Below are 26,329 nucleotides of genomic sequence, written 5' to 3' on the forward strand. Positions count from 1 at the left end.
CTTCCGAGGCGGTTACCTACTACCCAGCCTGTTCAGTCGAGCAACTCGACTTCCCAATTCTCCTTCTGCACTTGCAGATCGATTTCCCGGATCTGCCGGGCGAGATCGTCTGCCGTCCGCCGGAGATCCCGGACGGGCAATGCCGCGACGAAGACGAGTTCGGAGCGGAGTTGCCTACCGTATCGATCCTGCTCACGACCGGAGGCGGCATCCGCGGCGGCGGACACCACCCGGTGCCGGATGCGCAGCATGTCCCGGCGGGCCAGTGCGTCCGTGATGCTCGCGTCGCCCAGTGGCGCAGCGGTATTCGTTCGATTGATTCTTCGGACGAGGACCTCCAGGCGGTCCAGGACCTTCTCGAGTTCGACGAGGAGCGCCGCGGCGTCCTCCGCCGGCGACTCGCCCTCCTGATGACGCGCATTCGTGAGGATGCGCGACTTGAGGTGCTCCACCCGACGCGTCAGATCGCCACGTTCGGCCAGTGCCTCAGCCAACTTCACGGTTACCTCCTTTCTCGAAGTCGTTGTAGGGCATCACAAATAGGGGACCACGAAGTGCCCGTCCGGGGGTAGAGGGGTCGCGGCACCGCCGGGATGCCGAGCGAGGCGCGTCGAACGCGCGGGTGAATTCCCCGAACCGTTGTGCCGGAGAGATGTCTCGGTGGGCGCTCATGCGCCTTTCGTCGAGTCGAATTCGAGCATCTTCAATAGGTACCACATCCCCGCCCGTGTGGCGACAGTCAATTCGCCCCAGGTGAGTGCCGAAGTGTGTTCCGCCGTTCGTTGGCACTCACGTGCTGGTGAGGGCGACTATCGTCGAGGGCATGCGAGCGGAAGACGGCGAATTGACCTCCAAGCATCAACCGTTGCTGGTGCTGAGCAAGATCACGGAGATCCTCGATGCGTTCAGCCTGTCGCGGCCGTCGATGACGCTGGGCGAGATCCATCAGGCGACGGGTCTGCCGACGTCGACGGTCCAACGGCTGGTCAGCAACCTGGTGGCGCAGGAATTCCTCGACCGGACCGGCGACCAGATCCGGATCGGCGTGAAGATGGCGTTCTGGGCCGCGACGGCCACCAAGGGACTCGACGTGCTGACTGTCGTGACGCCGGTGCTGAAGGAGATCCGCGACGCCACCGGCGAGACCGCCAGCTTCTTCCGGGTCGAGCAGGGCTACCGCGTGTGTGTGGCCATCGCGGAGACCGAGCACGCGCTGCGCCGGAACATATACGTCGGGAAGATCGTCCCCCTGCCCGCGGGTTCGGCGGGCCGGGTGTTGCTCGCCTGGAACCCGGACCTCACCGAACAGGTCCTCGCCGGCCCGATCGAGCCGATGACCGGGGGCACCGTCACCGACACCGCGGTGCTGCGCGAACTGATCCACCAGGCCAAGGCCGACGGGTACGCCATCACCGCGGGGGAGCGGGAGGACAGCGCCTCGGGATTGGCTGCGCCCGTGTTCGATTCGTCCGCCGACGTGATCGGTGCCTTGGCGATCAGCGGGCCGACACTGCGCATGCCACGCGAGCAGTGCGAGAAATGGGTGGATCTGCTCGTCGGCAGCGCCGAGCAGGTCACCCGGACGCTGGGTGGCCGCTACCCGTCATGAGCTGCGCCGCGATCGCGCGGCCGGCTTCGTGCATGGCCACGGCGTCCGTGGCGACGAGGACGCCGGCGAACCGGGACCGGTAGTCGCCGAGATCGTCGCCGACGGAGCCGACGACGGCGTACACCGGGGTGGTGCCCGCGCGGGCGAGGATCACGGAGATGATCTTGCCCGCCTTCGTCTGCCCGTCGAGCCTGCCCTCGCCGACGACGATCGCCAACGCGTCCGCGGCCAGGGTGTCGAAGCCGGTCACGTCGAGGATGTACTCGGCGCCCGAGCGTAGTTCGGCGCCGTACCGCGCCCACATCCCGCCGGAGAACCCGCCTGCCGCACCGGTCCCGTCGACACTCGACGGGTCGCGGGGCAGAGCCCGCGCCTTCGCCTCGAGTTGCCGCGTGAGGACCTGCACGGCGCCCGCGTCGGCGCCCTTCTGCGGTCCGAACACTCGGGCGGCGTCGACGTACCGGGTGGTGACGTCGGTCAGCACGGTGACGGCGGCGCCCCGGAGTCCGCCGCCCGCCTCGATGGCGGCGATGGCCCCGGTGCCGCCGTCCGTGGTGGCGGACCCGCCGGCCGCGACGACGATGTGCCGGGCACCGCGCCGGGCGGCATCGGCGACGAGCATCCCGGTGCCGTAGGTGGTGGCGGTGATCGGGTCGCGGGGGCCGTCGTGTGGCGTGGTGATCCCGGAGGCTGCGGCGATCTCGATGACCGCGGTCCCGTCGTCGGACAGTCCGTACGTCGGCCGGCACGGGCTGCCCCAGGGGTTGCGGGCGCGGGTGGTGACCGGACGCAGTCCGAGGGGGACGGTGAGAACGTCGAGGGTGCCCTCGCCGCCGTCGGCGACCGGCAGCCTGATCGGGGCACCGCCGGACGACTCGACCCCGCCGGCGACGGCGTCGGCGACCTCGCCTGCGGTGTAGGTGCCCTTGAAACTGTCGGGGGCGATCAGAACCGTCATGAGTTCCACGCTTCCGGGTTGACCGGATGCGGGGGAATCCGGTTCTGCGCCATGGCCACAGCGTTCTCGGCGCACAGCCTCGCCATCTCGGCGCGCACCGACACCGTGGCACTGCCGAGGTGGGGGAGCAGCACCGTGTTCGACTGTTCCGCGAGTCCCGGGGCGAGCGCGGGTTCGTCCTCGTAGACGTCCAGCCCGGCCCCGGCGATCTCCCCGGACTTCAGGGCGGCGACGAGGGCGGTTTCGTCGACGACGGGACCGCGGGCCGTGTTGATCAGGATCGCGGAGGGTTTCATCGCCGTCAGCACGCCCGCATCGACCAGGTGGCGGGTCTGCGCGTTGAGGGGGACGTGCAGCGACAGGTAGTCGCTGGTGGCGACGAGGGAGTTCCAGTCGGTGTGGGTGACGAGTCCGGCGAACTCCCCGAGCTCCTCGTCCGTCACCGGCCGGTCGCCGGGAGGCCGGGGGCAGAACTGCACCTGCATGCCGAAGGCCAGTGCCCGTTTCGCGGTCGCCCGCGCGATCCGCCCGAACCCGGCGAGACCGAGCGTGCGTCCCGAAACATCCTGGCCGAGGAGCAGGTTCGGTTCCCATCCGGTGAACCGCCCGGCGCGAACGAACGTGTCGGCCTCCACGGCGCGGCGGGCAGTGGCCATGATCAGCAGCATCGCGACGTCGGCGGTGGCGTCGGTGAGCACACCGGGTGTGTTGCCGACGAGTATCGAGTTCGCGGTGGCCGCACCGATGTCGACGTTGTTGAACCCGACCGCGTAGTTGGAGATCCCGCGGATCTTCGCGACGGCCAGGAGGTCGGCGTCGAACGTGTCGCGAAGCTGGGACACCACCACGTCGTAGTCGCCGGACACGCAGACCTCCCGCAGCCGGGCAGCGTCCGGAAGCTCGTCGGGGACATCGACGCTGCCCGCAGCGCGCAGCAGCGTGAGAGCGGGTTCGGGGATCGGAGTGGTGACGTAGAACCGGGCGCCGCTCATCGGCCGCCGCCGATGACCCACTCGAACGCGGTGGCATTGGAGCGTGCGCCCTGCGCGGCCTTGGACCGGTTGGCTTCGCCGAGTTCGGCTAGCGTCTTCTCGGACAGTTCCACGAGCGATCCGAATGTGGTGGGGTTCAGCCAGTCCGGGCGGGTGGCGAACAGCAGATCCTCGCTGGCGGTGTTGCCGCTGGCGCCGGGTGCGAACGGGCAGCCGCCGAGTCCGCCGAGGGCGCCGTCGACGGTCATGGCGCCGGCCGCGACCGCGGCGAGACTGTTCGCGACCCCCAGCCCCCAGGTGTCGTGGCCGTGGAAGACGATGCCCCGCTGCGGGGTTTCGAGCCGTACCCGGGAGACGAGCGAGTACACCTCGGCGGGAACGGCCTGGCCGAGGGTGTCGCAGACGACGACGTCGACGGCGCCGTGGGCGCGCGGATCGTTGGCGATGTCGATCACCCGCTGCTCCGGCACCCGGCCCTCGAACGGGCAGGTGAACGACGTCGCGATGCACAGTTGGATGCTGCCGCCGACCTCCTGCGCGAGTTCGATCGCGGCGGGCATCGCGGCGAGGCTGTCCTCGGTGGAACGTCCGATGTTCGCCTGGTTGTGGGAATCGGAGGCGGAGAAGCAGTACTGGAAATGGCGTGCGCCTGCGGCGGCGGCCTTCTCCACGTGCCGGGGCGTCGCCACCCACACCCAGCAGTGGTCCAGTTCCTCCGCAGTCAGCTCCGAGATCACCTCGACGGTGTTCGCCATCGGCGGGACGAGGTCGGGACGGGCCATCGACCCGATCTCGAGCGCGGGCACGCCGAGTTCGAGGAGCCGCCGGGCGATCTCGAGCTTCCGGGCGGTGGACAGCATCTTGCCCGTCAACTGCAATCCGTCGCGCAGGGTGACGTCGCGGAGCAGGGCGCGTGATTCGAAGGACTGCGTCATGAGAGGCCACCTACTGTGTCGTTGACGATGGAGTCGATCTGTTCCGGGGTCTTGCCGAGCACTGTTTCGAGGACCTCGCGGGTGTGCTCGCCGAGGTCCGGTCCGACACTGCGGATGGGCAGTGACTTGCCGCCGATCACCGGGACGATGCCGGGGAATCCGACCTGCTTCGGCTCGGCCTCACCGGTGTCGACGGTGAACTGCTGAATCATGTTGCGGGCCGCGTACTGCTCGTCGCTGCAGATGTCGGCGGCGGTGTTGATCGGACCCGACGGCACCCCCGCCGCATCGAGGACCTTCAGCGCCTCCTCGCGCGAGTGCTGGATCGTCCACTCACCGATCGCCGCGTCCAGTTCGTCGCGGCGCGCCCACCGTCCGGCGTTGGTGGACAGATCCGGGTCGGCGCCGAGGTCGGGGCGGCCAATGGTGTCCATGTAGCGCTGGAAGATGGCGTCACTGTTGCCGGCGATGATGATGCTGTCGCCGTCGCTGCAGATGTACGCGTTCGACGGGGCTATACCCTCCATCCGGCCGCCGACGCGTTCGCGTTTGATGCCGTACGCGAGGTAGTCGGGAATCAGCGATTCCATCATCGACAGGATCGATTCGTTGAGTGCGACGTCGATGATCCGATGCGGCAGGGACGGACCCTGGGTTCCGGCGACCTTCGCGGCCTCACGCTGGAACAGGGCCATCACCGCCCCGAACGCCGCGTAGAGGCCGGCGATCGAGTCACCGATCGACACCCCCACCCGCACCGGTGGCCGGTCCGGGTCGCCGACGAGTTCACGGAATCCGCCCGCGGCCTCCGCGACCGCGGCGAACCCCGGGCGCTGCGACATCGGCCCGGTCTGCCCGAACGCCGAGATGCGGGTGATCACCAGGTCCGGATTGGCCGCGTTCAACGCGTCCGGTCCGATGCCCCACTTCTCCAGGGTGCCGGGCCGGAAGTTCTCCAGCAGGATGTCGCACTTGGCGGCGAGGTCCAGGACGAGCTGCCTGCCTTCCTCGGTGCGCAGGTCCAGCACGATCGACTTCTTGTTGCGGTTGATCGTGCGGTACAGCATCGAGGTGTCGCCGGAGTAGAGCCGCCAGTTGCGCAGTTCGTCGCCGGTCTTCGGGCGCTCCACCTTGATGACCTCGGCCCCGAAGTCGGCAAGCATCCGGCCCGCGGTCGGGGCGGCGATGTAGTTGCCCAGCTCGAGTACCCGAACCCCGTCGAGGGGCCGAATGGTGTTGTCGGAGAACATGGTGATCCTTAACTGATAGTGACGCTCAGAGAACGAGGCTCATGGGCAGGACGAGCAGTATTGCGACGACCGATGCCACCGATACTCCCACCGAACACGTCTTCAGCGTGCCTCGTGTGGTCTGACCCATCAAGGACTGCAGCAGCCAGAACGTGTTGCTGGTGACATGCACCGCGAACAGGGAGCCGGCGCCGGCGGCGAGGGCGATGAGGACGGGGTCGAGGCCGAGGGTCGGTGCGATGGGGGCGAGGACGCCCGCGGCGGTGATCGCGGAGATGGTCACCGAGCCGACGGCGACGTGCAGGACGGCGGCGATCACCCACACCATCAGCAGCGGAGCGGCGTGATTGGCGGTGAAGTACTTGCCGAGGATGTCGCCGAGACCGGCCGCGGCGATGGTCGCGGCGAGGGACCCACCGACGCCGGTGAGGATGAGGATCTGGCCGCTCTCGCTGAAACCGCTGGCGATCGCCTTCTGGACGCGGTGCTGGCCGATGCTGAGCCGTCCGACGAAGCTGGTGCCGATCAGTCCGATCAGCAGCGCGATGAGCGGCTCGGACACGAACGACACGACCGGATTGCTGATCTCGGCGATGTCCAGGATCGCGCCGGTCGCGATGAGCAGGAGGGAGACGAGCAGCGGAGCGAGGAGCAGGATCAGGGGGCGGTCGTGCGCCGCGCGCTCGGCCGTGACCTCGGTGACGGTCGCGGTGCGTTGCGCCTGGGCGACGCGTCCGCCGGCATCGGGCCGAGGGGTGGTCCCGCCGCTGCCGCCGTCGGTCCACTGGTCCTCTTCGTCGTCGACGACCGTCTGATGGAAGTGCTCCTCGTCCTTCTCCGGGTTCCACCAACCGCGGGTGAACAGGAACGACATGATCGCGACGGAGATCGCCACGGTCGGGATCACCAGGATCAAGCCGAAGATCAGCATCTTGCCGAGCGGCACACCGAGAAGTCCGGCGAGGGCGAGGGCGCCGACACCGGGAACCATCAGCACGATGCCGCACTCCAGGCCGATGGCGAGGGCGGTGGCCATGCGTGCGGTCCCGACCCGGCCGACCTTCGGTGCGAGGTTGCGGGCGAGCGGGGCGGAGATGACGAGCAGGACGTCGAGGAAGATGGACTGCAGCAACGTCGCGATCGTCAGCGACATCGCATAGGGCATTCGTTTCGGCCCGAACACCCGCAGAAGTGTTCCGACCAGGCGCTGGATCGCGCCCATTTCTTTCAACATGGCGCCCACCAGGACGCCGAAGGCGATCAGAAGTCCCACTTCGGCCATGATGTCGCCGAAACCGGTGCTGATGACTTCCACCGTTTCGGCCGTGCCGAGTCCCGTCGTGAGTCCGAGGTAGGCGGATCCGACGACCAGTGACACCACTGGGTTGAACTTGAAACGCACGATCATCAGAACGACCGCCGCGACGGCGACCGTGGTGTTGATCAGGATTGCTACGTCTGACATGTGCGCGTCCTTATCGAGGAGGCGGGGTAGTGACTGGCGTCACAGGTACACCCATATTATGAGCACACACTCACGATATAAGCAATGGGCCTTCGGCCTCGTGCGGGTGGAATACTCGACGCATGGTCGTGCTGGATCCGTTTGCGGTGGGACGGCCGACGGCCGCCGAGCGCAGAGCGTCGGAGGACTGGAGCGAGATCCAACTCTGGTCCGACCGCGTGTACATGCCCTACGTCGTGCGTCCGCTCGGTGTCGGGCTGTCACCCCGGTCGAGCATGTACTCCACGAAGATCGGCGACATCACCGTCACCCGGTTCTCCTACGGAATCCCCGTCTCGGTCGGCGACTTCTCGTCCGACGCAGGAAACGCGCTCGTTCTCACGACCATCCGGGGCAACGCCCGGCACCACCTCGACCACGACGCCACCGCGGACACACCGGCAGGTGACACGTTCGTCGCCGATTGCAGTCGCGTCGACTACCTCGTCGAGTTCTCGCCCGACCACGTCCAGCTCAATCTCACCGTTCCCCATGCGTTGCTCACGGACACGGCTGTGCGCTGGTGGGGATTCGACCCCGGAGATCTTCTATGGCAACGCAAATGCGCCATCGGGGGCGGCGGATCCGGCTGGCAGGCGCTGCTCGCTTACGCGATGCGGACGACGGGAGAGCTACCGGGGCACGCCACCGAGGGGCGCATCGGACTCAACCTGCAGGAGTTGCTGGTCGGGCACCTGCTCACCGAATGGGCGGCTCGCGCCGGAGTGGACCCGGACAGGTCCACCGGCCCGGCGGCGCCCGGCTATGTGCGGCACGCCGTCCAATACATCCGGGAGTACGCCCGCGAACTGCCGACCGCTTCCGACATCGCCGACGCGGTGGGTGTCAGCGTCCGCACCCTGTCCGGGTCGTTCCGGAAATACCTGAACACCACCCCGGCCGAGTACGTGCGTGAGCAGCGCCTCCAGGGCATCCGGGAGGAACTGCTCACCGCATCGCCGGGCGAGACCGTCGCCTCGATCGCCGGCGCGTGGGGATACGTCAACCTCGGCCTCTTCGCGGCCGCCTACCGTCGCCGGTTCGGTGAGAATCCGTCGCAGAGCAGGGCCTTCGGCCCCGTGAGTGGTTGACGAGTCCAGAGACTCCTCAACCACTCACGGGCGGCGGAGCCGCCTACAGCTCCGCGCGGACCAGCTTCGCCGCGTCGACGAGGTTGCGCAGCGACGCCTCGACCTCGGCGGGACCACGGGTCTTCAGACCGCAGTCGGGGTTGACCCACAGCCGTTCCACCGGCACCGCCTTCAGCGCCTCCCGCAGCGACGCCGCGATCTCCTCGACACCGGGCACCCGCGGCGAGTGGATGTCGTACACGCCCGGGCCGACGCCGAGATCGAAGCCGACGGCGTTGAGGTCGTCGAGGACCTCCATGTGCGAGCGCGCGGCCTCGATGGAGGTGACGTCGGCGTCGAGCCTCGCGATGGCCTCGATGACCTCACCGAACTCCGAATAGCAGAGGTGGGTGTGGATCTGCGTCGAGTCCGAGACCCCGGACGTCGCGAGACGGAACGCCCCGACCGACCAGTCGAGGTACGCCGGCTGATCCGCGGCCCGCAGGGGCAGCAGTTCGCGCAGCGCGGGCTCGTCCACCTGGACGATCCGGATGCCCGCGCCCTGCAGGTCCACCGTTTCGTCGCGGATGGCCAGCGCCACCTGGTTGGCCGAGTCGGCCAACGGCTGGTCGTCGCGCACGAACGACCACGCCAGGATCGTCACCGGACCGGTGAGCATGCCCTTCACCGGACGCTGCGTGAGTGACTGCGCGTACGTGATCCATTCGACGGTCATCGGGTTGCTGCGTCGCACGTCGCCGTACAGGATCGGCGGGCGGACGCAGCGGCTGCCGTACGACTGCACCCAGCCGTTGTCCGTCGCGAAGAACCCGTCCAACTGTTCGGCGAAGTACTGCACCATGTCGTTGCGTTCCGGTTCGCCGTGCACCAGCACGTCGAGGTCCAGCTTCTCCTGCAGCGCAACCACATCGGCGACCTCGGCGCGCATCCGGTTCAGGTACTCGGACTCGTCGATCTCACCCTTGCGCCGCGCCGCGCGCGCGACCCGGATCTGCGTCGTCTGCGGGTAGGAGCCGATGGTGGTGGTCGGCAGCACCGGAAGCGACAGCGCCGACTGGGCTTCCCGACGTTCCGCGGCGGGACTGCGCCCCGGATCGGACGCGGTGAGCGCGTCCAGCCGGGCACGGACCGTGGCGTCGTGCAGACGCCTGTCGGTGCTGCGGGTGGACGCCGCCGCGCGGGCGAGCGCGAACTCGTCCTCGACGGATTCACGACCGCTGGTCAGTGCGGTGCCGAGGGTGACGACCTCGCGGACCTTCTCGGTACCGAACGCCAGCCACGACCGCAGCGCCTTGCCGAGTCCGGTCTCCGCGTCGAGCGTGTACGGGACGTGCAGCAGCGAGCACGACGTCGAGACGGCGAGCGAACCGGTGCTGCCCAGCAGGGTGCCGAGCGACGCCAGTGCCGCGTCCAGGTCGGTGCGCCAGATGTTGCGTCCGTCGACGACGCCGGCGACGACGTGCTTGCGGGTCAGATCGGGAACGGTGGCGAGAGTGTCGGATCCGGCGACCAGGTCGATCGCAATTCCCTCGACACCGGTCGAGGCGATGGCGGGGAGTGCGTCACCGAGACTGCCGAAGTACGACGCGAGGAGGATCGCCGGTCGCGACTCCAGCGCGGACAACCGGTCGTAGGCCCGCTTGGCCGCCGCGATCTCCTCCGGTGTGCGGTCGGCGACGAGCGCGGGTTCGTCGATCTGCACCCAGTCGGCGCCCGCGTCGGCGAGCCGACCGAGCAGGTCCGCATACAGCGGGACGAGTTCGTCGAGGCGGTCGAGGAGGGGTGCGTCCGAGCCGACAGCCTTCGACAGCAGCAGGAACGTGACCGGACCCACCACCACCGGGCGGGCCGGAATGTCCAGGGCACGTGCCTCTTCGAGTTCGCGGAGCACCTTCGACGGGTCGAGGGCGAACGTCGTCGTCGGGGAGATCTCCGGCACCAGGTAGTGGTAGTTGGTGTCGAACCATTTGGTCATCTCGAGCGGGGCGACCGTGTCGTTGCCGCGGGCGGCGGCGAAGTAGCGGTCGAGGTCGCTCTCGATGCCGGCGACACGGTCGGGCAGTGCGCCGAGCATCGCCGCGGTGTCCAGCACATGGTCGTAGTACGAGAACGTGTTGACGGGCACGGAGTCGAGGCCGGCGTCGCGCAGGCTCGTCCAGGTCTGACGGCGCAGATCCCGGGCGAGCGCGTCGAGCGCTTCGGCGTCGAGGCGGCCTGCCCAGTACGACTCGACGGCCTTCTTCAGTTCGCGATTCGGACCGATGCGAGGTGAGCCCAGCACGGTCGCGGTGAAAGAAAATGTCACGGTATCTCCAGTTGCGTACGCGGTACGGCTACCGCCGGCAAACGGGTACACCTCTCGAGCCCAGGGACGTGCTGCAGCGCGAGAAGGTCTACACGCCCAATCCACGAGGCGGTAACCGTCGGGCACGGCGTGCCCGACACAGTCGGCAGGTCTTCGGACTTGCAGGCAGCCGGTGTGACATCACACCGGACCTAGTGGCCGTCGCTTCCCAGGCGGTTGCCCAGTGCATGGTGACGGCGGTCGTTCCTGCTCACCGCTGCGGGACAGTCCCGGATTATCACCGGGTTCCCTCTCACACGCGGACTCCGGGGAGGCCGACGTGCTTCGACGCCAGGTGCGGTCTTCGGGGCTCCTCACGACCGTGCCGGGCGAACCAGCTGCACCGGCCAGCATAGGCCTTCGGCCCGTGCGCCTTTTTGGTAGCCCCAACTACCAAAAAGGCGCACGAGCCCGGAGGGCCTACAGCCAGCCGTTCGACTCCGCGGCGCGGACGGCCTCGGCGCGGGTGCTGGCGCCGGTCTTGCCGATCGCCGAAGACAGGTGATTGCGTACCGTGCCTGCCGACAGGAACAGTGCGGCAGCGATCGAGGCGACCGGCGCACCGTCCCGCGCCGCCCGCAGCACGTCGGTCTCCCGGTCGGTGAGCGGTGATTCCCCGCTGACGAGACTGTCGGCGGCGAGAGCCGGGTCGACGACGCGCAGTCCGGCATGGACGCGCCGGACGGCGTCGGCGAGCTGCCGGGCCGGGGTGTCCTTCACGACGAACCCCGATGCACCGGCCTGCAGTGCCTTGCGCAGGTACCCGGGACGACCGAACGTCGTCACGATCAGGACGCGGGTCTGCGGCATCTCGGTCCGCAGTGCCGTGGCCGCGGCGATCCCGTCCAGGCCGGGCATTTCGACGTCGAGGAGCGCGACGTCGGGGGAGTGCTCGCGCGCCGCCGCGACGACCTCGTCGCCGCGCCCGACCTCCGCGACGACCGTCAGGTCCGCCTCCAGGTCGAGCAGGGCGGCGAGGGCACCGCGGACGAGTGCCTGATCGTCGGCGAGCAGCAGCCGGATCGTCACGGGACCTCTTCCTTCAGCACGTGCAACGAGAACCCGCCCGGTTGCGGATGGGTGATGACGACCCGGGCTCCGGCGGCCGCGGCGCGCTCCCGCAGGCCCACCAGCCCGTTCCCGTGCACGGATTCGGCGCAGCCGGCGCCGTCGTCGACGACGGTGACCTCGCGTTCGCCCACCGTGACCGAGCAGTGCGTCGCGCCGCTGTGCCGGACCACGTTGGTGACACCCTCGCGGACCGTCCACGCGAACAACTCGCGCAGGCCGGTGGGCACCGACTCGGTGCTGTTGGGCAGCTCGGCCTCGATTCCGGCCGACCGCAACGCTTCCCCGGCCCGGGCGATCTCCACCGGAAGCGACAGCCCCCGGATTCCCTGCACGGCCTGCCGGACGTCCGCGAGCGCGTCGCGGGAAAGGCGTTCCAGGTCTGCCACTTCCGTGCGGGCCCGGTCGATGTCGATGTCGAGGAGCCGGCCCACGAGTTCGGCCTTGACGGTGATGACGGTGAGGGAGTGCCCCAGGATGTCGTGGAGGTCGCGGGCCATCCGGGTGCGTTCCTCCTGCACCGCGAGTCGTTCGCTCGCTTCCCGTTCCCGGACCAATTCGATGTTGCGGTTGATCAGCTTGGTCACCCCGAACATCGCGAATGCTGCCGCGCACACGCCTAGCGAGAGCCCGGTGCCCGACCCCCAGTCCATCACCGTGGAGATCACTTCCACGAGAACTGCGACGGTCAGCGCGGTGAGCCCGCCGAGCCACGCGGGGAACAGCATGACCGCGGAGACGGCGAGGAAGACGCCGGCGGACAGCCCCGACGACCCGACGGCGACCACCATGACGGCTGCGAGCCCGAACAACGCCAACACGAGCGGTACCGCCTGGTTCAGCGGTGGCCGAAACTCGTTGTGCGCGCGCCGGGTATGCGACCACCGGAACATCGCAAGGTACGTCACCGCGAATGCCAGCGTGGCGATCATCCCGATCCAGCCCCGGACCTGATCGCGGGCGGCCCACCCGTCGAGGAACGGCTGGAACAGGAAGACCGTCCACGCGGCGGCGAAAATGAATCCGAAACGGCCCCATCGCCTGGTCACGACGGGGCCGTCGGGGGTGGTCACGGCAGTCACGATACCGCCGTCACACTCGCTCGGTGTCGCGCTGGAAACGCCACGCCGCACCGCCGACGAAGATCGCCAGCCACACCGCGACGTTGAGGAGCCACGTCCACTGCATCGCCTCACCGGTGAGCGGTGCGTGCACCAGCTGACTCAGCCCGTACGTGGGCATGAACTGCGCGATCGACGCCCACACCGAACCGTCCTGAAGCGGCATGAACAGCCCGCCCGCGAAGCCGAGCACGGCGAGCCCGGGGCCGAGGATCTGCATGACGTTCTCGCTCGGCAGCAGGTACCCCATGAACAGGCCGAACGCGGCGAACACTGCGGATCCGAGCCAGGTGATCAGGGCCGTCGCGAACCACAGGGACGTGTCCATCCGGACGGACGTGAACGCGCCCACGAGGTAGACGACGCCGACGGCCCCGAGCCCGAGCATCATCGCGACGAGCACCTTGACGAAGATGTAGACCCCGGGGGACAAGGGGGTGAGCCGCAACTGCCGGCTCCATCCCGACGCCCGTTCCACCGACACCACCGACACCATCGCGCCGCCGCTCGTCGTCGCGATCATCGCGCCGTACAGCGCCATGCTGATCATCACGTACGCCGAGACGTTCCCGTTGCCCGCGCTCTCACCCGAGTAGCTGGGGTTCAGGCCGAAGATGAGGAAGAAGACGACCGGCATGACGAGAGTGATGATCATCGTGCGCCGATTGCGCAGCAGCCGGCGCAGTTCGAGTCCGAGGAGGGTGGCGTTGAGGCCGCCGAGCGGGGGAACGCGGCGGGGTACGGCGAGGGTGGTCATCAGTTCGATCCTTCCGTGGCGGAGTCGTCGGAGGTGAGCGTGATGAACGCGTCTTCGAGTCCTCGGGAGACGATTTCGAGGTCGCAGGCAGGCGTCTGCGTGAGGAGGTGGCGGGCCACGGCGTCGGTGTCCGTCGAGTGGACGAGGACGCTGTCACCGCGCACCTCGATGCTGTCGGCGCCGGGAATCGCGAACAGCTGTTCCCTGTCGGCGCCCGGGAAGTGGGCGCGCACCGTGCGTCCCGCGGCCAATGCCTTCACCTCGGCAGCGGTGCCGTCGGCCACCACTTTTCCCTTGCGCACCAGCACGATCCGGTCGGCGTGGGCGTCGGCCTCCTCGAGATAGTGCGTCGCGAAGACGACGGTCCGGCCGCTGTCCGCGTCGGCGCGGATCGCCGACCAGAAGTCCCGCCTGCCCTCGACGTCCATGCCCGTGGTCGGCTCGTCGAGGATCAGCAGTTCGGGATCGGAGAGCAGTGCCATCGCGAACCGCAGTCGCTGCTGCTGACCTCCGGAACACTTGCCCACCAACCGGTTTGCGAGATCGGCGATGCCGGCCCGGGTGAGGACCTCGTCGACCGGCCGCGTGTCGGCGAACAGGCTCGCGGTGAGCCGGACGGTCTCCTCGACGGTCAGTTCCTTCAGCAGGCCGCCCGTCTGCATGACCGCCGAGACCAGACCCTGCGCGATCGCGGTGCGCGGATCGGTGCCGAAGACGGACACCTCACCGGCTGTGGGGCGGGACAATCCGAGGACCATGTCAACAGTGGTGGTCTTGCCGGCGCCGTTGGGGCCGAGGAACGCGACGATCTCGCCGGGCCGGATCTCGAGGTCCAGGCCCCGGACGGCGTGAACGTCACCGAAGTACTTGTGGACGCCTCGCAGGCTGACTGCCGGAGCCGGCGACGCGGAGGCCTTCGTGGAGGTGTGGAGCGCTGTCGATGTCATGCAATCAGCGTGCGATCCCGACGGCCGCCGACCCCCACACGTCCGTCACGACCTCACCGTGACAAATGTCAGGGGCCGGGGTAGGTGTGGCGCCGATCGGGGGCAGCCGTTACTGTGGGCGCCATGCAGCGCGCATATTTCTGGTTTAGCAGGCCGGCCCCGGGTGGGCCGGTCGGCGTAACCACGCGCTGACTTCTTCCACCCCAGAGCCGGATTACAGACCGGCTCGCGGGAATCTCCACAGTCTTCGAGGGCCGGCCTGAGAACAGGAACCCGAACCCATGACTGTCACTCTCGACACCACTACCAGCGCTGATCGGCTGGACGACCAGCGCACCGTGAGCATCAGCCCGCTGGTGGCCCCGTCGGTCGTGCGCCGCGAACACGCCCCTGACGACGTCGCGTCCGCGACCGTGCGCTCCGGCCGCGCCGACACGGTGAACGTGCTGAACGGCGACGATGATCGACTGCTCGTCGTGGTGGGCCCGTGCTCGGTGCACGACCCGGACGCCGCCATGGACTACGCCCGCCGACTCGCCGCGAAGGCCGAGGAATTGCGCGACGACCTGCACATCGTGATGCGGGTCTACTTCGAGAAGCCGCGCACCACCCTCGGCTGGAAGGGTCTGCTCAACGACCCGCACCTGGACGGCACGTTCGACATCGACACCGGGATCCGCATGGGCCGCAAGCTGCTGCTCGACGTGTCCTCGCTCGGCCTGCCGGTCGGCTGCGAGTTCCTCGACCCGATCATGCCGCAGTACATCGCGGACCTCGTCACGTACGGCGCGATCGGTGCCCGCACCGCCGCCAGCCAGGTGCACCGCCAGCTGTGCAGCGCGCTGTCGATGCCGGTCGGGATCAAGAACTCGACGGAGGGGGACGTGCAGGTGGCGGTCGACGGCACCCGCGCCGCCGCGGCGAGCCACGTGTTCCCCGGCACCGACCTCGACGGGCAGGCCGCGCTGATCCGCACGGTCGGTAACCCCGACTGCCACGTCATCCTCCGCGGGGGCAGCGACGGACCGAACTACGACGCGGAGACGGTGGCGGACACGCTCGCCCGGCTGCGCAAGGGCGGTCTGCCGGAGCGGGTCGTCATCGATGCCAGCCACGGCAACAGCAGCAAGAACCACGAGAGGCAGGTCGACGTGCTGAACGACATCGCGGTGCGGCTCGAGGAGGGCGAGAAGGGGATCGTCGGTGTGATGGTGGAGAGCTTCATCGAAGCCGGTCGTCAGGACCTCACGCTCGGAAAGGCCGAGGACCTCACGTACGGCCAGTCCATCACCGACGCGTGCATCGACTGGAACACGACGGCGGCGCAGCTGGACCGTCTCGCGCAGGCAGTGGCCGCACGTCGGAAGTGATCACCGCACGCCTCTCGTGCGGAACTGCACGCTGATCCGCGGTCCGAGCGGGCGGGTGCTCTTCGGTACGCAATGCTCCCAGGTGCGCTGGCAGGAACCACCCATCACCAGCAGGTCACCGTGGCCGAGCGAGTACCGGATCGAGTGCCCGCCGCCGCGCGGACGCAGCAGCAGCGGACGCGCGGCGCCGAGCGAGAGGATGGCGACCATGGTGTCTTCGGTGCGGCTCCGGCCGGTGTCGTCGCCGTGCCAGGCGACGCTGTCGGAGCCGTCGCGGTAGAAGCAGAGTCCGGAAGTGGCGAACTTCTCGCCCAGTTCGGGCAGGTAATGCGTGCTCAGGGCGTCGCGTGCCGCGACCAGCAGCAGGTCGGGGAGCGGCTCACCCTCCGGGTAGAACCGGACGAGGCGTGGGACGTCGACCACCCGGTCGTACATCTGGCGCCGCTCCGCCTTCCACGGCACCGTCTCCGCGAGCGTGGTGAACAGCTCGTCGGAACCGGTCAGCCACCCCGGCCGCACGTCGACCCACGCTCCCGCCGTGAGCATGCGACGCTGCACTGTCGACCCGAGCGCGCCCAGTTCGACACCGAACGACGCGTCGTCGAACAGTGAGGCCTGGTGCGCATACCGCGCATCCGCGGAAGTCATGCCGCCATGCTACCCGATATTCGAACGTATGTTCCCACTGTCTTCCGAGGCGGCAGTCGCCGCTCAGACGCACCCCTTCTTGGTTCGCGCACTACTTTTCGGGCCCTGGAAGGAGTGCGGCTGCGGAGAAGTGGTGCGTCTGCACGGAAGCCCGGGGAACGGCGGCGGTTGTCACCGCGGCACCGCAGGCTCGCGGTCGTCGCCGGTGTCGACGGTCGCCTTCTGCCTGCTCGGCCACCAGAAGGCGCGACGTTCGAGTGCCGCCAGGCTCGGTACCAGCATCGGGGCCATCGCGAAGGCGGCGATGGCGACACCGATCGCGACACCGAAGCCGAGTTCGGCGAGGTTTGCCAGTCCGGTGAGGGTCAGGGAAGCGAAGGTCAGCGCCAGGATCAGGCCGGCGGCGGCCACCGTGGGGGCGTCGTTGGAGACGGCGATCCGCGCGGACTCACGCGGGGTGTACCCGTTGCGGAATTCCTCGCGCAGTCGCGAGGCCAGCAGGATGTTGTAGTCGGTGCCGATCGCGACGACGAACAGGTACAGCACGATCGGAATCGAGAAGTCGATCCCGTCGTAGCCGAGGCCGTGCAGAAACAGGATCACCACGGCGCCGAGGGTGGCGACGAACGTGAGTGCGACGCACACCAGCAGGTTGAGCGGGGCGAGCACGGCGAGCAGGAGCAGGGCGAGAATCAGCGCGATGGCGACTGCGGCGACGGGGAACACGAGGCGCGTATCCGCCGCGAGTTGCGCGCGGACGTCGACGAACGTGGATGTCTGCCCTCCCACAACGACTTCCGAGCCGGGGACCGCTCCGTGGGCGGCGTCGCGGATCGGTCCCTCGACGAGGTCGAGGGACGCGTTCGAGTAGGGGTCGTCGGCGAGTACGACGTTGACGAGCGCGGCTCGACCGTCCTGACTGGGTCGCGGCGGGGCGACCGAGGACACGCCCGGCACCTGCGTGAGAGCGGTGACGAGCGGGGTCAGCGACGCGGGATCCAGCGGTCCGGGAGCCACGACGTACACCTGGGTCGGGCTCAGCGCACCCGCGGGAAAGGATTGATCGAGGGTGTCGAAGGCCTGCTGTGACGGCGTGTCGGAGGGCAGTTCCCCCAGCGTGTTGTACGTCGACTTGTAGCCGGACGCGAAGGAGGCGAGCGCGATCAACACGACGCCGATCGCGACGGCGAACACGGCTGGCCGGCGCCCGATCGCGGCGCCGATCGAGGCGAACGGGGTGTGGGGGCTGTCGTGCCCCGGTCCGAGCGGCCAGAACAGGTGGCGGCCCAGCACGGTGAACACGGCGGGGATGAGCGTCAACGCCGTCACCAGCATGACGGCCACGGCGACGATGAGTCCCGGCGCGAGCGTGGTGAGCGAGCCGAGTTTCGCCAGTAGCAGGGCGGCGAACGCGACGATGACCGTGAGCGCCGACGACGCGACGACGCGCCCGACGACGTCGGTGGAGAACACGAGGGCCTCTCGATGGGTGTCGGTGGTGGACCCCGCCGCGGCCTGCTGCCGGAGACGTTCGCGATAGCGGAACAGCAGGAAGACGATGTAGTCGGTGCCGACACCAAAGAGGACGACCACGAGTATGGATTGCAGCGACGTGCTGACCTGAAAGTCGAACAGATCGGCGAGCACGGCGGTCAGTCCGGTGACCACCGACAGCACCACACCGATCACGACAACCGGCAGCACGGCGATGACGGGGCTGCGGAAGATCAGGCCGAGCAGGGTGAGGATGACGATCACCGTGGCGATCGTGATGACCTTGTCGGCGTTGTCGTAGGCGGCGGTGGTGTCGACCTGAATGGCCGCGTTCCCGGTCAGCCCGCTCACCAGGCCGGTGCCGTTCAGTTGCTGCTCGGCGTCGCCCCGGATGACCGGCACGGCGTCGTTGACCTGGTCGTCGCCGGGTTGTCCGTCGAACACCACCTGCAGTGCGGCGGCCTTCCCGTCGGCGGACAGCGACGCAGGCGACCCCTGCACGCTCACGACTCCCGGGATCGCCGAATTCTGAAGCGTGGTCGCGAGATTCAGCGCCGTCTGCTGGTCGGCGGGTGACAGCGGGGCGGCGTCGGCGCGGACCACCACCAGGCTGCCGGTGGCGCCCGACAGGCTCGGGAAGTATTCGTTTCCGACGGCCTGCGCCTCGGAGGACTCGAATGAACTGGGCAGGAACGTCTGCTGGTTGCCGGTGGTGTAGTCGTCGAGACTCGGTGCGAACAGGATGACGGCTATTGCCGCGACCACCCAGGTCGCGATGACCTGCCACGGGTGTGCGACGACAGTGCGCGCGATGTAGGCAAACATCATTCCCCGTTCCGGGAGATGAAGGTTCGGCCGGCGCCCGGCCGGGCGGTCGAACCGTGCCCAGTCATCGTCGCATGCAGGACGGCGCGAAGGCTACGGGTTTCGCGGCATCGACAGACCGCGGCCCCGCTCCGACGTCAGGGAGCGGGGCCGCGGTACGTCATGGTGCTCGTTACCGCAAGGGGGTGAAATCCCGGCTACCGAGGTAGTCGGGGCGCGGTGCGGGCGCCGAGAACGGATCCGTCAGGGTGTTCTCGACACTGTTGAACACGATGAAGAGGTTGGAACGCGCGAACGGCGTGATGTTGCCGTTCGAACCGTGCATGCAGTTGGAATCGAACACGGTGGCGGAGCCGGCCGGTCCGGTCATCATGTCGATGCCGTACTCGTTCGCCATCCGGGTGAGCGTCGGCTGATCGGGCGAACCCGTGGGTGGAACGTAGCTGACCAGCGATTCCTTGTAGTAGTCCTCGGGGGTCTCGCCGGCGCACGACACGAACGCGCGGTGAGATCCGGGCATGATCATCAGCCCGCCGTTGTGCCCGTAGTTCTCGGTGAGCGCGATCGAGATACTCGCGGCGCGAGGAGTGGGCATGCCGTCCTCGGCGTGCCAGGTCTCGAAGTCGGAGTGCCAGTAGAACGGGCCGCCGGAGAAACCGGGCTTGAAATTGAGTCGCGACTGGTGGACGTAGACGTCCGAACCGAGGATCTGCCGGGCGATACCCACCACCTCGGGGCGGCGGATGATCTCGTCGACGACGTCGCTGAGACGGTGGACGTCGAACACGGAACGGACGGCGCCGTCGCCGTTCTCCCGCACGACCCGGCCGTCGCCGCGCAGCGTATCGGTCCCGGCGAGGCGGGTCATCTCGTCGACCAGGTTGAACACGTCGCGTGGTGGGATGATCGACTCGGCGGAGTGATATCCGCGTTTGTCGTAGACGGCAATCTGATTCGCGGTGAGCGGACCGGAGCGGGAATCACCCCGTTTCTGGTCCGACCAGGTGACCGGGTCCTGGCGGACGGTCATCGTGCACTCGTTGCGGTCCCTCGTGGGGTAGTTGTCGGCTACGGCCGTACGCATAACTCGTGTTTCACCCTTTCGGATTGGACAACGCTTTACTCTTCCGACGTTCCCACTGGTCGTCGACGAATGCAACCCGGACACAGGTCCACCGAGGCCGGACTGGACCGCGACGGCGCGTCGCCGCGGTGGGATCGTCACGGGCATGATCGATTCGGCGGCGGTACTCGGAGTGGCGGCGATCGCCCTCGGCATGGTTCTCACACCGGGACCGAACATGGTGTATCTGGTCTCGCGCAGCATCACTCAGGGCAGGGCGGCGGGGCTGGTCTCGCTGGCCGGGGTCGCTCTCGGATTCCTGTGCTATCTGGCTGCTGCGACACTGGGCATTTCGGCGGTGTTCTCCGCCGTCCCGCAGGCGTACACCGCGCTGAAGCTGGCGGGCGCGTGCTACCTGGGCTGGCTGGCGTGGCAGGCGTTGCGGCCCGGCGGGCACGCGCCGTTCGCGCCTGCCCGCGGGCTGCCCCGGGATTCGTCCGCCCGGCTGTTCCTGATGGGGCTCACGACCAACCTGCTCAATCCGAAGATCGCGGTGATGTACCTGGCGCTGATCCCGCAGTTCGTCCACCCCGGCGCTGGGCCGGTGTGGTTGCAGAGCCTGCTGCTGGGCACCGTGCAGATCGTGGTCGCGCTCACCGTGAACGCGCTGATCGTCTGCGTCGCAGGAACTGTCGCGGCGTTCCTGTCCGGACGCCCGGTGTGGCTGCGTGCGCAGAAGTTCGTGATGGGAAGCGTCCTCGGCGGCCTCGCCGTTCACCTCGCTCTCGACCGGACGCGGCCCGCGACGGTCTGAACCGGCAGTGGCCTGAATTATGCACGCATGAGCATGTTTCGCGGGTACCGTCGGAAGCGACGACGACGAAGGGTGAGAGATGGCCGAGACCATGCGGGCGCAGCGATTCCATGCCGACACGAAAAGCATTGCGGTCGAAGATGTTCCGATTCCGGAACCCGGACCCGGTGAAGTGCTCGTCAAAGTGGAGTTCTGCGGCATCTGTCATTCCGACCTGAGCCTGATCGACGGCACGTTCCCCGCGCTCCTGCCCGAGGTGACGCAGGGCCACGAGGCGTCGGGCACCATCGCGAAACTCGGTGCCGGAGTGACCGGCTGGTCCGAGGGAGACCGCGTCGTGCCGTCCGCGGGCCGGCCCTGCTTTGCGTGCCGCAACTGCCGCCGCGGGGACCTCACGAACTGTCTGAGCATCCAGCTGATGGCGTTCGCCTACGACGGCGCGTGGGCCGAATACACGGTGGCGCAGGCGGGGGGACTGACCCGCATCCCGGACAACGTTCCGTTCGAGCAGGCGGCCATCCTCGCCGACGCGGTGTCGACGCCGTTCGGCGCGGTCGTGCGCACCGGCAAGGTGGTGGTCGGGGAGACCGTCGGCGTGTGGGGCGTGGGTGGAGTCGGCACCCACATCGTGCAGCTGGCGCGCCTGGTCGGAGCTGTCCCCGTGATCGCGTTCGACATCAATCCCGCTGTGCGGGAACGTGCCCTGGAGCTCGGGGCCGATTACGCATTCGACTCCCGGGACGAGAACCTGAAGGAGAAGGTCGCCGACGCGACGGGCGGCCGGATGCTCGACGTCGCGTTCGACGCGGCCGGACTGACAGTGACGTTCGAGCAGGCACTCGACTGCCTGACGGTGGGAGGCCGACTCGTGGCGGTCGGGCTGAGCGCCCAGGAGGCCTCGGTGGGCACCACCGCGCAGTTCGGACTGTCCCAGAAGCAGGTACTCGGCCACCTCGGCTACAAGAACGTGGACATCGAAACCCTCGCCGAACTGGTGTCCCGTGGCCGCCTCGACCTGTCACGGTCGATCAGCGAGATCATCCCGCTCGAGGACGTCGCAAAGGGCATCGAGAAGCTCGCGAACCACGAGGGAGACCCCATCCGGATCCTCGTCAAACCCTGACACCGGCAGGTGCCGGGATTCGGCTCACTGGGACCTGTCGGTGCCCCGCTGTACCGTCGGGCCATGGGATATGAATTTCAAGTCACAGTGGACTCGGAGAACCCGCATACCCTGGCCAAATGGTGGGCGCAGACGCTCGGCTGGGAGGTGGAGCCGAGCAACGAGGAGTTCATCCGCGGGCTCGTCCAGGCCGGCCACGCGCAGGAGTCCGACACCATGGAGTTCGAGGGTGTCCTGGTCTGGCGGGAGGGCCAGGCCATCCGCGATCCGGAGCACCCGGAGCGCCCGCGCGTGCTGTTCCAGCTGGTTCCCGAACGGAAGACGGTGAAGAACCGGCTCCACCTGGACATCAGGGTCGGCGACGCCCGCTACGAGGTCGCCGAGAAGCTGGAGCAGTCCGGCGCCACCGTGCTGCACCGCGGCCGCCAGGGACCGAGCGAGTGGGTCACGATGGCAGACCCCGAGGGCAACGAGTTCTGCGTCAGCTGACGCGCTGTCACGCTCCGCGGTAGGAACTCGGGGTGCTGCCGGTCCAGCGTTTGAAGGCGCGACGGAACGCGCTGGGCTCGGAGAAGCCGAGTCGCGCCGACAGGTCCTCCACGGTCTCGCCTCGTCGGAGCCCGGCCACGGCGGCGTCGCGGAGCACTTCCTCGCGCAGCTGATTCAGCGACGTCCCCTCCTGCCGGAGCAGGCGGCGCAGGTGGGGGACGCTGATCGACAGCATCTCCGCGATGTCCTCGGCCGTCGACGTCCGGCCTTTCATGCCCAGCTCGAGGACCCGGCGCACCTGCGCCGACGCCGTGCTGTCGTAGTCACGCTCCGACATCAGCAGCGTCGGTGACTCTCGGAGGTAGTCCTCGAGCGTCTCCTCGGTCTGGATGATGGGCGCCCGCATGACGGCGTTGTCGAATTCGACTGCGGGAAGGTCGGAATCGAATGTCACGGGGACACCGAAGATGTGATCGTAGTTCTCGGCGAGGTGCGGCAGCGGCGCCGGATACGGCAGTTCCACTGCCAGCAACCGGACCCTCTTGCCCACGAGCCACGCCGCGAAACGATGAAGCAGGATCAGCAGGAAATCGGTGGTCACCCGCGTCGCCTCGAGCGACGACTGCACGTCCTCGGTGGACCGTTCGGCCGCGGCCGGGCGGATGTCGATGGTCATCCGGGTTCCGCCGTTGACACCGGGACCGATGTGCAGCGCGGGCAGCGACGGCAGGGCGCGCAGGATGTCGGCCATCCGCTCGAGAGCGGCGGACAGATCCGCGGTGTGGATCAGCGCGAGGCAGACGAGCCGAAACGTGCCGCGGGGGACCGGGGCCGGCCCGAGCCCGAACAATTCGTCGCCCGTGATCTGCCAGACCGCCTGGGTGAACGCGGTGACCTGGGTCGGCGTCAACCGGGCCAGCGGATCCTCCAGCGACGCCGTCGTGATTCCCGCCGCCGACAGCGCGGGGGAGAGATCGACCCCACTGCGCGCCGACAGCTCGAGCGATCGCCGGACGAAGTCGGCGGGGATGGTGCGGGCAGTCACGATCCGGGCTCCCCGAGGGTCCGGAGCCGCCGCGCCGCCTCCTCGAGCACGTGGTCCTGCTTGCAGAACGCGAACCGCACCAGCGGGTTCCACGGCTGCGGATGGTCGGTGAACACACTGACCGGCACCGCGGCCACGCCGATGCGCTCCGGGAGCCTGCGGCAGAAGTCGATGCCGTCGCGTTCGCCGATCGCGGTGATGTCGGCGCACAGGTAGTACGTGCCGCCGCCCGAATGGACCTCCAGACCGGACGCGACGAGCGCGTCGTAGAGCACGTCCCGCTTGGCCTGCAGACTGTCCCGCAGCTCTTTCACCCACTGCTGCTCGTGGCTCAGCGCATGCGCCACCGCGGGTTGGAACGGTCCGCCGCCGACGAAGGACATGTACTGCTTCGCGGTCCGGACGGCGTCGATCAGTTCCGCCGGACCGCACGCCCAGCCGATCTTCCACCCGGTGACGTTGAACGTCTTGGCGGCGCTCGACACCGAGACGGTCCGTTCGTACATTCCCGGCAGAGTGGCCAGGGCGGTGTGCGTTCGGCCGTCGAAGACCAGGTGTTCGTACACCTCGTCGCTGAGAACCAGCAGGTCGTGCTCGCAGGCCAGCTCCGCGACGGCGGCGATCTCCTCCGGGGTGAACACGGTGCCGGTCGGATTGTGCGGGGTGTTGATCACCAGCATCCGGGTCTTCGGTGTGATCGCGGCTCGCAGAGCGTCGAGGTCGACGAGGAACTTCGTGCCGGAGCGGGCGAGCGGCACGCTGCGTCGCACCGCTCCCGCCAGCGCGACCGACGCTGCGTAGGAGTCGTAGTACGGCTCGATCAGCACCACTTCTTCACCCGGTTCGACCAGCCCCAGAATGGCGGCGCTGATGGCCTCGGTGGCGCCGACGGTGACCAGCACCTCCGAGTCGGGGTCGTGGTCGAGCCCGTACCGGGCCAGGCGGTCGGCCGCGACAGCGTGTCGGAGCACGGGCATGCCGGGGCCGGGTGGGTACTGGTTGAGCCCGTCCGCGATGGCTCGGCGCGCGGTGTCGAGCATGGACGCGGGACCGTCGGTGTCGGGGAAACCCTGGCCGAGGTTGATGGCGTCGTGGCGCACGGCGAGCGCCGTCATCTCGGCAAAGATGGTGGACGCGAACGGCTGCAAGCGCTGGACGGTGCGGTTGCGCGGCGTTGCGGGCATTACTGCAGCGTAGTCGGTGTGGCGGCGAGGGTTGCACAGGGCCGCGTCACGTTCTGCGGGGCTGTCTCGTCTTCTCTGTAGACGGCGCGCGAAGGGCGCCCGGTGACGATGGAGGACGCAATGCCCCGCATTCCCGCAGTGGCCCCGGCGGACGCGAGCCCGCTGGTGAAGGTCGCCTACAAATATGCTGCCCACAAGTTCGACGAGGTGCCCGAGCCGTTCACCGTGCTCGCCCATCACCGCAAGCTGTTCGTCGCGTCGGCCCGGCACGAGCTGGCGGTGCAGAAGGCGTCGACCGTGCTTCCCGCGAACGTGCGGGAGATCGCCGTCTACCGCGTGGCGTGGACGATCGGCTGCTCGTGGTGCGTGGACTTCGGCACGATGCTGCAACGCCTCGACGGCCTCGACGTGGAGCGGCTCCAGCACATCGCCGATTACGCCGACTCGCCCGCGTACAGCGAGGACGAGCGCGCGGCCATCGCATACGCCGACGCGATGACGGCGACGCCCACCACGGTCACCGACGAACAGGTGGCAGACCTCGAGCGCCGGTTCGGCCGGGCCGGTGTCGTCGAACTGTCCTACCAGATCGGCATCGAGAACATGCGCGCCCGGATGTACTCGGCGCTGGGCATCACGGAGCAGGGTTTCGGCACCGATTCGTGCCGGGTGCCGTGGGCCGACGACGCCGCGGTCACGAAGGAAGGCCCGGGAGCCTGATCCCGCCGAACTTCTCCGGATTGGCGATGTCGTACGCCGCGTAGACGAGTCCGTCCCGGACGGTGAACCCACCCACTCGCGGCGGCGAGCTGCGGTGGGCCTCGTCGCCGGTGAGTGCGGCACTGAAGAAGCCCAGCTGGCCGTTGACCAGGACCGGCTGCATGACGGTGAACACCGCCGGCCCGTACCGTTCGATGAGACCGAGGAAGAAGCGGGCGAACTTGTCCGCGCCGCGGATGACGTTGACGGCGGTGCTCGTGGTGCCGTTGGCGTCGCCGATGACGAGGGCATCCGGGTGCAGCGCCGCGACCACCGCGTCGAGGTCGCCGGCGGCGAGTGCCTCGAGCAGTCGCTGCACGGCGAGCGCATGCTCCTCGTCGGGAACGGCGGGTGTGGTTGCGGCAGCGGCCTTGCGGGCCCGCGACGCGAGCTGACGCGCCGCGGGCGTCTCGATTCCGAGAATCCCGGCTACCTCGTCGAACGGCACCCCGAAACCGTCGTGCAGCACGAACGCAACCCGTTGCGCAGGGGTGAGCGTGTCGAGCACGATCAGCGCGGCGAGGCGGTTGTCCTCGTCCCGGACGACCGCTTCCAGCGGGTCCGGCTCGGCTGACGGCGACAGTCCGGTGACGATGGGTTCCGGAAGCCATTGGCCGACATACTGTTCCCTCCGCACCGCGGCCGACCGCAACCGGTCGAGGCAGATCCGCCCGACCACCGTCGTGAGCCACGGCCGGAGGTCGCGGATGTTCGCGGCGTCCGCGTCGTCGAGTCGTAGCCACGACTCCTGCACGGCGTCCTCCGCGTCGCTGACGCTTCCCGTCAGCCGGTACGCTACGGAGAGCAGATGCGGCCGGTGGGACTCGAATTCGTCTACCAGCGTCGCAGTGGGCATGCCGATATCCTACGTGCGGTCCAGACATAAAATCCGTCGTGTGCGTAACCGTTGACCCTGGTGGTGGGTCCGGACGTATGGTG

General features: G+C 68.5%; 24 protein-coding genes and 1 riboswitch. Of the genes, 7 read left to right on the forward strand and 17 right to left on the reverse strand.

Going from position 1 to position 26,329, the window contains the following annotated elements; translation table 11 throughout:
• Window positions 1-32: 32 nt before the first annotated feature.
• A complete protein-coding gene (locus tag QM806_RS17895) occupies window positions 33-500 on the reverse strand; it encodes a DIP1984 family protein (RefSeq protein WP_005571792.1) in 468 nt (155 codons plus the stop codon).
• A 323-nt stretch (window positions 501-823) separates the two neighbouring features.
• Here QM806_RS17895 and QM806_RS17900 point away from each other — a divergent pair, with 323 nt between their 5' ends.
• Entirely contained in the window at window positions 824-1,609 is a 786-nt protein-coding gene (locus QM806_RS17900) for an IclR family transcriptional regulator (protein ID WP_349307600.1), read from the forward strand.
• Here the strand turns inward: QM806_RS17900 and QM806_RS17905 are convergent.
• From QM806_RS17905 to QM806_RS17925, 5 genes are read right to left on the reverse strand one after another with little or no spacing between them, the layout of a single operon-like run.
• Window positions 1,575-2,567, reverse strand: a complete 993-nt coding sequence (locus QM806_RS17905; RefSeq protein WP_169692726.1) for a glycerate kinase — start codon at window positions 2,565-2,567, stop codon at window positions 1,575-1,577. The two genes, QM806_RS17900 and QM806_RS17905, sit on opposite strands and share 35 nt — an antisense overlap.
• Window positions 2,564-3,559, reverse strand: coding sequence for a 2-hydroxyacid dehydrogenase (locus QM806_RS17910; RefSeq protein ID WP_005255198.1), 996 nt, complete (start codon window positions 3,557-3,559; stop codon window positions 2,564-2,566). The genes QM806_RS17905 and QM806_RS17910 overlap by 4 nt, the downstream gene beginning before the upstream one ends.
• Window positions 3,556-4,494 carry a hydroxymethylglutaryl-CoA lyase-like TIM-barrel protein gene (locus tag QM806_RS17915; RefSeq protein WP_005255200.1) on the reverse strand — a complete coding sequence of 313 codons (939 nt, stop codon included), beginning with the start codon at window positions 4,492-4,494 and terminating at the stop codon, window positions 3,556-3,558. The genes QM806_RS17910 and QM806_RS17915 overlap by 4 nt, the downstream gene beginning before the upstream one ends.
• Window positions 4,491-5,744 carry a CaiB/BaiF CoA transferase family protein gene (locus QM806_RS17920; RefSeq protein WP_005255202.1) on the reverse strand — a complete coding sequence of 418 codons (1,254 nt, stop codon included), beginning with the start codon at window positions 5,742-5,744 and terminating at the stop codon, window positions 4,491-4,493. Before QM806_RS17920 ends, QM806_RS17915 begins: the two co-directional genes overlap by 4 nt.
• A gap of 25 nt (window positions 5,745-5,769) precedes the next feature.
• Complete coding sequence (locus QM806_RS17925) at window positions 5,770-7,209, reverse strand: GntP family permease (protein ID WP_005571798.1); 1,440 nt, start codon at window positions 7,207-7,209, stop codon at window positions 5,770-5,772.
• 122 nt (window positions 7,210-7,331) lie between these two features.
• On the opposite strand from QM806_RS17925, the gene QM806_RS17930 reads away from it, so the two are divergent.
• Window positions 7,332-8,339 (forward strand): helix-turn-helix transcriptional regulator, encoded by a 1,008-nt coding sequence (locus tag QM806_RS17930; protein ID WP_005571800.1) that lies wholly within the window; start codon window positions 7,332-7,334, stop codon window positions 8,337-8,339.
• Window positions 8,340-8,382: 43 nt separating this feature from the next.
• On the opposite strand, the gene metE is transcribed toward QM806_RS17930, so the two are convergent.
• From metE to QM806_RS17955, 5 genes are all read right to left on the reverse strand, one after another.
• Window positions 8,383-10,644: a 5-methyltetrahydropteroyltriglutamate--homocysteine S-methyltransferase gene (gene metE / locus QM806_RS17935; RefSeq protein WP_005571801.1), complete on the reverse strand. Its 2,262-nt coding sequence runs from the start codon at window positions 10,642-10,644 to the stop codon at window positions 8,383-8,385.
• A 127-nt stretch (window positions 10,645-10,771) separates the two neighbouring features.
• A riboswitch (cobalamin riboswitch) is annotated at window positions 10,772-10,979 on the reverse strand.
• Window positions 10,980-11,103: 124 nt separating this feature from the next.
• On the reverse strand, window positions 11,104-11,712 hold the full coding sequence (locus QM806_RS17940) for a response regulator transcription factor (RefSeq protein WP_005255215.1): 609 nt from the start codon (window positions 11,710-11,712) through the stop codon (window positions 11,104-11,106).
• Window positions 11,709-12,833, reverse strand: a complete 1,125-nt coding sequence (locus QM806_RS17945; RefSeq protein ID WP_005571802.1) for a sensor histidine kinase — start codon at window positions 12,831-12,833, stop codon at window positions 11,709-11,711. Before QM806_RS17945 ends, QM806_RS17940 begins: the two co-directional genes overlap by 4 nt.
• A 10-nt stretch (window positions 12,834-12,843) precedes the next feature.
• Entirely contained in the window at window positions 12,844-13,629 is a 786-nt protein-coding gene (locus tag QM806_RS17950) for an ABC transporter permease (protein ID WP_283292263.1), read from the reverse strand.
• Window positions 13,629-14,576, reverse strand: a complete 948-nt coding sequence (locus QM806_RS17955) for an ABC transporter ATP-binding protein (protein WP_269591330.1) — start codon at window positions 14,574-14,576, stop codon at window positions 13,629-13,631. The genes QM806_RS17950 and QM806_RS17955 overlap by 1 nt, the downstream gene beginning before the upstream one ends.
• Before the next feature lie 281 nt (window positions 14,577-14,857).
• Here QM806_RS17955 and QM806_RS17960 point away from each other — a divergent pair, with 281 nt between their 5' ends.
• Complete coding sequence (locus tag QM806_RS17960; protein WP_005255221.1) at window positions 14,858-15,946, forward strand: 3-deoxy-7-phosphoheptulonate synthase; 1,089 nt, start codon at window positions 14,858-14,860, stop codon at window positions 15,944-15,946.
• On the opposite strand, the gene QM806_RS17965 is transcribed toward QM806_RS17960, so the two are convergent.
• The 3 genes from QM806_RS17965 to thpD form a co-directional block, all read right to left on the reverse strand.
• Complete coding sequence (locus tag QM806_RS17965; protein WP_005255223.1) at window positions 15,947-16,594, reverse strand: alpha-ketoglutarate-dependent dioxygenase AlkB; 648 nt, start codon at window positions 16,592-16,594, stop codon at window positions 15,947-15,949.
• Window positions 16,595-16,765: 171 nt separating this feature from the next.
• Entirely contained in the window at window positions 16,766-18,916 is a 2,151-nt protein-coding gene (locus tag QM806_RS17970) for an MMPL family transporter (protein ID WP_005571807.1), read from the reverse strand.
• Window positions 18,917-19,085: 169 nt separating this feature from the next.
• Window positions 19,086-19,997 carry an ectoine hydroxylase gene (gene thpD, locus QM806_RS17975; protein ID WP_120659670.1) on the reverse strand — a complete coding sequence of 304 codons (912 nt, stop codon included), beginning with the start codon at window positions 19,995-19,997 and terminating at the stop codon, window positions 19,086-19,088.
• A 145-nt stretch (window positions 19,998-20,142) separates the two neighbouring features.
• On the opposite strand from thpD, the gene QM806_RS17980 reads away from it, so the two are divergent.
• The 3 genes from QM806_RS17980 to QM806_RS17990 all read left to right on the forward strand — a co-directional run bounded on the left by QM806_RS17980 (window position 20,143) and on the right by QM806_RS17990 (window position 22,402).
• Window positions 20,143-20,790, forward strand: a complete 648-nt coding sequence (locus tag QM806_RS17980) for a LysE family translocator (protein WP_005255230.1) — start codon at window positions 20,143-20,145, stop codon at window positions 20,788-20,790.
• Window positions 20,791-20,869: 79 nt separating this feature from the next.
• Window positions 20,870-21,913: a zinc-binding dehydrogenase gene (locus QM806_RS17985; RefSeq protein WP_005571812.1), complete on the forward strand. Its 1,044-nt coding sequence runs from the start codon at window positions 20,870-20,872 to the stop codon at window positions 21,911-21,913.
• A 63-nt stretch (window positions 21,914-21,976) separates the two neighbouring features.
• Entirely contained in the window at window positions 21,977-22,402 is a 426-nt protein-coding gene (locus QM806_RS17990) for a VOC family protein (protein ID WP_005255234.1), read from the forward strand.
• Between the two features lie 7 nt (window positions 22,403-22,409).
• On the opposite strand, the gene QM806_RS17995 is transcribed toward QM806_RS17990, so the two are convergent.
• Both QM806_RS17995 and QM806_RS18000 read right to left on the reverse strand, forming a co-directional pair.
• Window positions 22,410-23,447, reverse strand: a complete 1,038-nt coding sequence (locus QM806_RS17995) for an AraC family transcriptional regulator (protein ID WP_120659669.1) — start codon at window positions 23,445-23,447, stop codon at window positions 22,410-22,412.
• Window positions 23,444-24,631 (reverse strand): pyridoxal phosphate-dependent aminotransferase, encoded by a 1,188-nt coding sequence (locus tag QM806_RS18000; protein ID WP_120659668.1) that lies wholly within the window; start codon window positions 24,629-24,631, stop codon window positions 23,444-23,446. The genes QM806_RS17995 and QM806_RS18000 overlap by 4 nt, the downstream gene beginning before the upstream one ends.
• A 120-nt stretch (window positions 24,632-24,751) precedes the next feature.
• Between QM806_RS18000 and QM806_RS18005 the strand changes: the two genes are divergently transcribed.
• Window positions 24,752-25,351: a carboxymuconolactone decarboxylase family protein gene (locus QM806_RS18005; RefSeq protein WP_005244202.1), complete on the forward strand. Its 600-nt coding sequence runs from the start codon at window positions 24,752-24,754 to the stop codon at window positions 25,349-25,351.
• Here QM806_RS18005 and QM806_RS18010 read toward each other — a convergent pair.
• Window positions 25,326-26,246: a sigma-70 family RNA polymerase sigma factor gene (locus QM806_RS18010; RefSeq protein ID WP_005561794.1), complete on the reverse strand. Its 921-nt coding sequence runs from the start codon at window positions 26,244-26,246 to the stop codon at window positions 25,326-25,328. The genes QM806_RS18005 and QM806_RS18010 overlap by 26 nt on opposite strands.
• Between the last annotated feature and the right edge of the window lie 83 nt (window positions 26,247-26,329).

This window comes from Rhodococcus sp. IEGM 1351 (genome assembly GCF_030056875.1).
Classification (GTDB): domain Bacteria; phylum Actinomycetota; class Actinomycetes; order Mycobacteriales; family Mycobacteriaceae; genus Rhodococcus_F; species Rhodococcus_F opacus.